General features: G+C 72.1%; 6 protein-coding genes, 1 tRNA gene and 2 pseudogenes. 3 read left to right on the top strand and 6 right to left on the bottom strand.

Annotation, left to right across the window (positions count from 1 at the left end; all coding sequences use genetic code 11):
- Together Q7T15_RS02260 and Q7T15_RS02255 are read right to left on the bottom strand one after the other, a co-directional pair.
- Positions 1-1,078: pseudogene (locus Q7T15_RS02260) on the bottom strand (hypothetical protein); the annotation flags it as partial.
- An 18-nt stretch (positions 1,079-1,096) separates the two neighbouring features.
- On the bottom strand, positions 1,097-1,987 hold the full coding sequence (locus tag Q7T15_RS02255) for a DMT family transporter (RefSeq protein ID WP_304692855.1): 891 nt from the start codon (positions 1,985-1,987) through the stop codon (positions 1,097-1,099).
- A 98-nt stretch (positions 1,988-2,085) separates the two neighbouring features.
- Here Q7T15_RS02255 and Q7T15_RS02250 point away from each other — a divergent pair, with 98 nt between their 5' ends.
- Positions 2,086-2,457 carry a hypothetical protein gene (locus Q7T15_RS02250; RefSeq protein WP_304692853.1) on the top strand — a complete coding sequence of 124 codons (372 nt, stop codon included), beginning with the start codon at positions 2,086-2,088 and terminating at the stop codon, positions 2,455-2,457.
- Between the two features lie 31 nt (positions 2,458-2,488).
- On the opposite strand, the gene Q7T15_RS02245 is transcribed toward Q7T15_RS02250, so the two are convergent.
- From Q7T15_RS02245 to Q7T15_RS02230, 4 genes are all read right to left on the bottom strand, one after another.
- The gene (locus Q7T15_RS02245) at positions 2,489-3,412 is read right to left on the bottom strand and encodes a hypothetical protein (protein WP_304692851.1); all 924 of its coding nucleotides are present in this window, start codon (positions 3,410-3,412) and stop codon (positions 2,489-2,491) included.
- A 44-nt stretch (positions 3,413-3,456) separates the two neighbouring features.
- On the bottom strand, positions 3,457-4,098 hold the full coding sequence (locus Q7T15_RS02240; protein WP_304692849.1) for a class I SAM-dependent methyltransferase: 642 nt from the start codon (positions 4,096-4,098) through the stop codon (positions 3,457-3,459).
- A gap of 93 nt (positions 4,099-4,191) precedes the next feature.
- A tRNA-Val gene (locus tag Q7T15_RS02235) sits at positions 4,192-4,264 on the bottom strand.
- 11 nt (positions 4,265-4,275) lie between these two features.
- Positions 4,276-4,767, bottom strand: coding sequence for a redoxin domain-containing protein (locus Q7T15_RS02230; protein ID WP_304692847.1), 492 nt, complete (start codon positions 4,765-4,767; stop codon positions 4,276-4,278).
- Between the two features lie 137 nt (positions 4,768-4,904).
- On the opposite strand from Q7T15_RS02230, the gene aceE reads away from it, so the two are divergent.
- Both aceE and Q7T15_RS02220 read left to right on the top strand, forming a co-directional pair.
- Positions 4,905-7,631, top strand: a complete 2,727-nt coding sequence (gene aceE / locus Q7T15_RS02225) for a pyruvate dehydrogenase (acetyl-transferring), homodimeric type (protein WP_304692845.1) — start codon at positions 4,905-4,907, stop codon at positions 7,629-7,631.
- A 77-nt stretch (positions 7,632-7,708) separates the two neighbouring features.
- A pseudogene (locus Q7T15_RS02220) lies at positions 7,709-8,406 on the top strand (PucR family transcriptional regulator); the annotation flags it as partial.

Here is an 8,406-nt window from a genome sequence, read left to right as displayed (position 1 = left end):
CCGCGACGGCTGCGGGGCTCGTCAGGATCGGGCCGGTCGGCGCGCCGATGGGAGCGGACGGCATCGGTCGAGCGGCGCGCGGGGCGGGCTCCTCCTCGGGCGGTTCGACGCTGGGCTCGATGAGCGCGGGCGGCTGCTCGGTCTCGGCAGACTGCTCGAGCTCGGGCGGCTCGGGAGTGCGGGCGAACGCCGCATCGTCGGCAGGAGGGGGGACGACCGCGGACGGCACGAGCCCGAAGGGAGGCGGCGCATCGGCGAGAACGCCGGCGAGCGAGGCGGGCGCCTCCGGCTCGGTCCGCGGCGGCGGTGCAAGCTCGAGCGCGGGTGCGTCGCCCGACGGGGGCTCGGGGGCCGGCTCGGGCTCGGACTCCGGCGCGGAGATCGGCGGGATCACGAGCGGCTCGTGGTCGTCAGCGGAGGGTGCGGGCGGTGCGATCTCGCCGGGGTACCGCGCCCACGGGTCGTCGGTCGACGCCGCGGCCGGGATGACGTCGATGAGCCCGGTGAACGCGCTGCGCACCGACTGGACGATCTCGTCGGCCTGCGGCAGGCCCGTCTCGCGCACGGCCTGCTCCCACAGGGAGAGGCGCTGCGCCTCCTCGGCGCGGAGGGTCAACTGCTCCTCGAAGAGGTCGATGAGCTCGGCCGTGCTCCCAGGAGCGGCCGACGCAGGGTCGACGACGGACGCGAGCTCGGCGTCGGAGAGGGACAGTCGCGACGGCGGCGGCGGGATCTCGGCGAGGTCGATCGCGGAGACCGGGGCGGTCTGCCCGCGGATCCCGGCGGGCGAAGAGGAGGACGTGGCGACGGGCTCCGGTACCGAGTCGGAGCCCTGCACCTGCCAGAGGACGCGCTCGGGCTCCGCGGCTGGTGCCACCGGTGGCACCACGATCGCCGACGGCGGCGGCTCCGTCGAGACGGCCCCGACGGTCGGGGGCTCGGCGGGCAGCGGAACGGCGTCGCCGGTGAGCGAGCCGGGGCGGTACTCGGCGCCGGCGGGGGGCGGGGTGTAGGTCGATCGGCGGGGACCGGGCGGAAGAGCCGGGTCTCCGTCGTCGGGTTCGAGGGGGTCGACCATGCCCCGATGATAGGGGCGCTACGGCGCCGGAACGGGGCGACGGGCCGTGGACACGACGGTCACGCCGAGCAGGATCAGAACGAGCCCGACCCACCCGAGGGCGTCCAGCCGCTCGCCCACGATCAGCACGGCGAGGATCGTCGCGACGAGGGGCTCCAGGAGGGTCACGACGGTCACCGTCGAGCTGCGGATCGAGCGCAGCCCCCATCCGAACAGGACGTACGCGAGGAACATCGGCCCGACGGCGAGATAGCCGATGATCGCGACGTTCTGCGGCGACTCCAGGATGGGCGCGCCGGTCGCGAGCAGGACGATCGCGAGCGGGATCGCGCCGAGCCCGAACACCGCTCCCATGGTCGAGCGGCTCGAGACGCCGAGACCGATCACGCGCCCGGAGGCGAAGGTGTAGAGCGCGTACGCCCCCCCGGCGACGAGCCCCAGCGCGACGCCGAGCGGGACGGCAGAGGCATCAGCGGCGCCCGCGCCGCCGTGCCCGCCGACGACGAGCAGCGCGACGCCGACGATCCCGGCGCTCGCGCCGAGCATCCATCGCGTCGTCAGTCGACGGCCGTCGATGACGCGCTCCAGGAGCGCGGCGAAGAGCGGACCGGAGCCGAGCGCGACGACGTTGCCGATCGCGACGCCCGCGAGATCCATCGCCGAGTAGAAGGCGAGCGGGTAGACGACGACGCCGACCGCTCCGATGAGGAGCCAGCGACGGGCGTCCGGGCGGCGCACAGCCGCGACGGCGCCGCGCGCGCTGATCGAGAGGAGCAGAGCGCCGCCGATCGCCATCGTCGCGGCCCCGATCGCCACGGGGCTGACGCCGTCATCGACGAAGCTCGCGGCCGTGCCCGTCGTGCCCCAGAGAATGCTCGCCGCCACGAGCGCCCACAGCGCTGAACGCACGGCCCGCTCCCCTACTCTGATGATCATCGCCGCGATCGCGGCTGAGCCGATCGTAGCGAGGGCTCGATCAGCCGCCGGCACGACCCAGGGAGCCCCCGTTGACCGAGTCCGAGCTCATCGCCCAGTGGAACACCGCCCGCTGGCACATCATCGTGTCGCAGCTCGCACCGACCTTCCTCCTCGCCGTGACGGTGTGGATGCTCGTCGACGGGCTCGCCGAGACCGAGCTGCCCGTGCGCCTCGCGGCGGCGGGCATCCTGCTCGCCTCCGGAGTGCTCGGCGCCATCACTCAGTTCGCCGCGGCGAGCGAGGGGCGCGCGATCATCGAATCGCTCCGCTCGCTCCCCTCCTCCAGCACGCTCTCGCGACGCATCGTCGCGATGGGGCGCGGCGTGGAGATCGTCCGGTTCGTGACGCCCACGATCTTCGTGCTCACATTCTTCGCGCTGCTCTGGGCGCTGTTCCTCTAGTCGGCCCCGCCCTCCGAGGCTCCGCCGCGGGTCACGCCTGCCGTCGGTAGGCGTCGACGAAGAGCGGACTGCGCGCCTCGCCGATGCGGTCGACGAGCGCGTCGATCGCCCGCTGCGACATTCCCGGCACGACGAGGTCGAACGGGCCGAGCGGGCGGAGCGGGCGGACGCGCAGCCGGACGACCTCCCACCCCACCTCGCGCAGCAGGCGGTCCTTCCGGCGATCGACGGATTCGCGCCGACCGATGTGCTCGTCGGCATTGCGCCCGATCGTGTCGAGCTCGATCGCGACCGCGAGCTCGGGGATGACGATGTCGGGCCACACCTCGAGGCGATCGAAGAACGGCGTCCGGACGCGCACGGCGTTCGGGGTCAGGTCGACGGCGAGGCGGGCCTCGATCGCGACGCGCACGGCCCCCTCGGTCGCCGAGGTCGCTCGGGGGGCGATCGCGCTGCGGAAGGCACGGCCCACGGCCACGTCGTCGGCGCGCACGGTCGGCAGGGCCGCGGCGGCCGCAGGGATGTGCCGCGGCGGGCGGCGCGCGAGACGCGGCGTGCGCGCGGCGGTCTCCGGTGCGGCGATCTCCGGTACGGCGGGCTCCCGCGGTGCGGACGCGGGCGCCGGCCGCGGCCACTTCCCGCCCGAAGGCAGCGCCCCGGGGACCGAGCACACCGGGCACCACGAGCGGTTCGAGCGCGAGCGACCGGGTCGCGCGCGCTGCTCGGCGGGCGTCGCGACGAACTCGTGCCCGATCGCGCACACCCAGACGAGCCAGACCTCGGCGGCGGGTGGCACCTGCGAGAGCAGGAGCTCGCGATTGCGGTCGGGGCGGAACTGCTCGACGAGCATTGCGAACGGAGCCCAGGCATCCCGATAGCGCCCGATCGGATAGGGCACCTCGCGGCCGGTCGTCCACTGCCGGCGCGCCCACCACTGCTCGACGCTCTCGGGCACGGATCCGTTCCCCCTCCGGGCGCCGGCGCGCCCCGGCGGCGACGCTAGCGGCGACCGCCGACACCCGCGACATCGGGGACATTGCCGGGTGCCGCGGGGCTGTAGACGATGTAGCGCTCGTCGTCGGTAGTGCCGCCCCAGTACGCGGGGTCGTCCAGCATGCGGAGCTCGACGGTGTCGCGAAGACTGCGGACGAGGTCGGTGCACTCGGCGGCGGTCATCCCCGCTCCGGTGCTCCACCGCCCTTCGATCAAGATGAGCGCGCCGCCGGGTGCCAGCAGATCGACCCATCTCCGCAGCGCGGAGTCCCGATCGGGCATGGCCCAGAGGACGTGCCGGCAGAGAACGACGTCGAATGCCCGCGATCGGAGGGGCGGGTCGGAGGCGTCCGCCACGGTGAAGACGGGTCGCGGGACGACGTGCTCGGTCTTCGCCCGCGCGCGTTCGATCATCTCCGGTGAGATGTCGACCCCGTGCACGACGTGGCCGCCTTCATCGGCCAGGAGCGCCGACAGCGTGCCCGTCCCGCATCCCAGATCGGCCACTCGACGGCGCGGACCTCCCACGAGCGGGAGCAGCAGCTCGGACCAGGCGCGACGGACGGCAGGGTCGCGGAGTCCGTGATCCGGAGCGTCATCGAACGTGGCCGCCTCGCGATCCCACATCGCCATCGAATCGTCCACCATCCGCGTGAGCATTCCATGCATCGACGCGTCGCACCACCCGGACCGAGGCCGCCCCGCGAACGCGGGATGCCGCGCTGCGGATCGCGGAATCGGTGGGCCCTGAGGGACTCGAACCCCCGACGTCCTCGGTGTAAACGAGGCGCTCTACCAGCTGAGCTAAGAGCCCGCGCGGTCAGCCTAGCCGCGAGCCGCGCGCTCGTCAGCCGGCGCGTCGAAGGCCGCGAGCATCGCGCGATGCGTCTCGGCGGTGCGCGGCTCGTCCTCCGAGCCGACGGCGACCGCGCGCACGATCCCATTGCCATCGGCGAGCACCGACACGCGATCGGCCCAGCCGCGATCCGGCAGGAAGGCTCCGTAGGAGTCGGCGACCGCGCCGTGCGGCCAGAAGTCCGAGAGCAGGGCCAGGCCGAGCTCCTCCGCGTCGTCGAACGCGCGGAGCGTCGCCATCGAGTCGACCGAGACGGCGAGGACGGCGACGTCGGAAGCCTCCAGGGCCGCGCGCTCGGCCGCGAGCGACCGCAGCTCATCCGTGCACGTCGGGGTGAACGCCTGCGGGAAGAACACGAGGAGCACGGCGCGCCCGAGCCGGGCATCCGGCACCGCGATCGTGCGCCCGAACTGGTCGCGCAGAGCGAAGGACGGGGCGGGCGAGTCGACGGCGAGAGGCACTCGTGCAGGCTACCGCCGCCTCGGCGAGCACGAGGGCCCGCGGGTCTAGAGTGGGATGGTTCGCCTGTCCGCGTGACCGTGACCCGGTCCGCGGCGCCGACACACTCCCCCTAATCACCACCAGGAAGAGGTTCAGGGTGACGGTCAACGACCAGGATCCGTACTCGGTGCACACCATGGATGCGGATCCGGAGGAAACCGCCGAATGGAACGAGTCGCTCGACGCCCTCGTGCAGCAGCACGGGCCGCAGCGCGGGCGCGAGATCATGCTCAGCCTGCTGAAGCGCTCGAAGGAGCTCCACCTCGGCGTGCCGATGGTCCCGACGACGGACTACCTCAACACGATCGCGCCCGAGAACGAGCCCGAGTTCCCCGGCGATGAGGAGCTCGAGCGCCGCTACCGCGCCTGGATCCGCTGGAACGCCGCGATCACGGTCCACCGCGCTCAGCGCCCGGGCATCGCCGTCGGCGGCCACATCTCGACCTACGCCTCGAGCGCCGCGCTCTACGAGGTCGGCCACAACCACTTCTTCCGCGGCGCCGACCACCCCAACGGCGGCGACGCGATCTTCTACCAGGGCCACGCCTCCCCCGGCATGTACGCCCGGTCGTTCCTCGAGGGACGCCTGAGCCCCGAGCAGCTCGACGGGTTCCGTCAGGAGAAGTCGCACCCGACGGGCGGCCTCTCGAGCTACCCGCACCCTCGCCTCATGCCGCAGTACTGGCAGTTCCCGACCGTGTCGATGGGCCTCGGCCCGATCAACGCGATCTACCAGGCGCAGCTCAACAAGTACGTCACCAACCGCGGCATCGTCGACGGCGACGACTCGCAGGTGTGGGCGTTCCTCGGCGACGGCGAGATGGACGAGGTCGAGAGCCGCGGCGCGCTGCAGCTCGCCGCGAACGACGGCCTCGACAATCTCAACTTCGTCATCAACTGCAACCTCCAGCGCCTCGACGGCCCGGTGCGCGGCAACGGCAAGATCATCCAGGAGCTCGAGAGCTTCTTCCGCGGGGCCGGATGGAACGTCATCAAGGTCATCTGGGGTCGCGAGTGGGATGCCCTGCTCGACCAGGACCACGAGGGCGCCCTGCGCGACCTCATGAACGTCACCCCCGACGGCGACTACCAGACCTACAAGGCCGAGTCGGGCGCGTTCATCCGCGAGCACTTCTTCGGGCGCGACCCGCGCACCGCCGCGATGGTCGCCGACTACACCGACGACCAGATCTGGAAGCTCAAGCGCGGCGGACACGACTACCGGAAGGTCTACGCCGCCTTCAAGGCCGCGCAGGAGCACAAGGGCCAGCCGACGGTCATCCTCGCGAAGACCGTCAAGGGCTACGGCCTCGGCCCGAGCTTCGAGGGCCGCAACGCGACCCACCAGATGAAGAAGCTCACGCTCGACAACCTCAAGCAGTTCCGCGACGAGATGCGCATCCCGATCACCGACGCGCAGCTCGAGGCCGACCCGTACCGCCCGCCGTACTACCACCCGGGGAACGACGACCCGGCGATCCAGTACCTTCACGAGCGCCGGCGCGAGCTCGGCGGCTACCTGCCAGAGCGGCGCTCGAAGTACGTCGATGTGAAGCTCCCCGAGAAGAGCGTCTACGACATCGTGAAGAAGGGCTCGGGCAAGCAGGAGGTCGCCACGACCATGGCGTTCGCCCGCCTGCTCAAGGACCTCCTGCGCGACAAGGAGTTCGGCCAGCGCATCGTCGCGATCATCCCGGATGAGGCGCGCACGTGCGGCATGGACGCCTACTTCCCGACGTCCAAGATCTACAACCCCAACGGCCAGCACTACACGAGCGTCGACCGGGAGCTGCTGCTCGCCTACAAGGAGAGCCCGCAGGGCCAGATCATCCACACGGGCATCAACGAGGCCGGCGCGTTCGCGGCCTTCACCGCCGTGGGCACGAGCTACGCGACGCACGGCCAGCCGCTCATCCCCGTCTACGTCTTCTACTCGATGTTCGGGTTCCAGCGCACGGGCGACGCGATGTGGGCGGCGGGCGACCAGATGGCGCGCGGCTTCATCATCGGCGCGACCGCCGGCCGCACGACGCTCACGGGCGAGGGCCTGCAGCACGCCGACGGCCACTCGCCGCTGCTCGCCTCGACGAACCCGGCCGTCGTCACGTACGACCCGGCGTTCGGCTACGAGCTCGGCCACATCGTGCGCGCGGGCCTCGACCGCATGTACGGCGGCCAGCACCCGGACCCGAACGTCATGTACTACCTGACGGTCTACAACGAGCCGCACGTCCAGCCCGCCGAGCCCGAGGGTCTCGATGTCGAGGGACTGCTCAAGGGCATCTACCTGCTCAAGCGGGGCGGCGACGAGGGCCGGAAGGCGCAGATCCTCTCCTCGGGCGTGGCCGTTCCGTGGGCGCTCGAGGCGCAGGAGCTCCTCGCGAAGGACTGGGGCGTCTCGGCCGACGTCTGGAGCGTCACCTCGTGGACGGAGCTCCGTCGCGACGGCCTCGCCGCCGACGAGCACAACTTCCTCCGCCCCGATGAGGCGCCGCGCACGGCGTACGTGACCGAGAAGCTCCGGGGAGCCGAGGGGCCGTTCGTCGCGGTCACCGACTTCATGCACGCCGTTCCCGACCAGATCCGGCAGTTCGTGCCGGGCGACTTCGCGACCCTCGGAGCCGATGGCTTCGGGTTCAGCGACACGCGCCCTGCCGCCCGCCGTTTCTTCCACATCGACGGTCCGTCGGTCGTCGTGCGCACGCTGCAGCAGCTCGTCCGGCGCGGCGAGCTCGACCCGTCGGTCGTCGCGAAGGCGATCGAGCAGTACCGTCTGCACGACGTCACCGCCGGGACCACCGGGTCCGCCGGCGGCGAGGCGTAAGCGGCATCAGCACCAACCGGGGCCCCGCGACTCGCGGGGCCCCGACCGGTCCGAGGAAGGGACGAGTCGTGGCGTCGATGACGAAGGCCCAGACCCTGCAGTACCTGCGCAACATCTCGGGCGAGCTCGCGACCGCGACGCTCAAGCGGCTCGACGACACACTGCCCTGGTACCGCGAGATGCCGCCGAGCCGCCGATCGGCGGTCGGCCTCGTCGCCCAGGCCGGGATCAGCTCGCTCATCAGCTGGTACGAGGACCCGACCTCGCAGCCGTGGATCGCCGCCGACGTCTTCGGCGCGGCCCCCCGCGAGCTCCTGCGCTCGGTGAGCCTCCAGCAGACGCTGCAGCTGATCCGCGTCACCGTCGAGGTCGTCGAGGACCGCGTCACGAGCGGCGATCAGAGCCTGCGCGAGGCGATCCTGCTGTACAGCCGCGAGATCGCCTTCGCCGCCGCCGACGTCTACGCGCGCGCCGCTGAGGCGAGAGGGCTGTGGGATGCCCGGCTCGAGGCCCTCGTCGTCGACTCGATCCTCAGCGGCGAGTACGACAACGAGCTCCCGAGCCGCATCGCCGCCCTCGGCTGGAACGGCCACGGCGAGGTCTGCGTGCTCGTCGGTACGACCCCGCGCATCGTCGACGTCGACCAGATCCGCCGCACGGCCCGCCACGTCGACGCCGACGTCCTCATCGGCGTGCAGGGCAACCGCCTCGACGTCGTGATCGGTCGCGCCCTTCCGCGCGCCGACGAGCCCTCGCCGCAGCCGGCGACGTTCCC

The sequence above is a fragment of the Microcella sp. genome (genome assembly GCF_030645145.1).
Taxonomy (GTDB): domain Bacteria; phylum Actinomycetota; class Actinomycetes; order Actinomycetales; family Microbacteriaceae; genus Microcella.
This window is presented reverse-complemented; position numbering and strand designations above follow the sequence as displayed.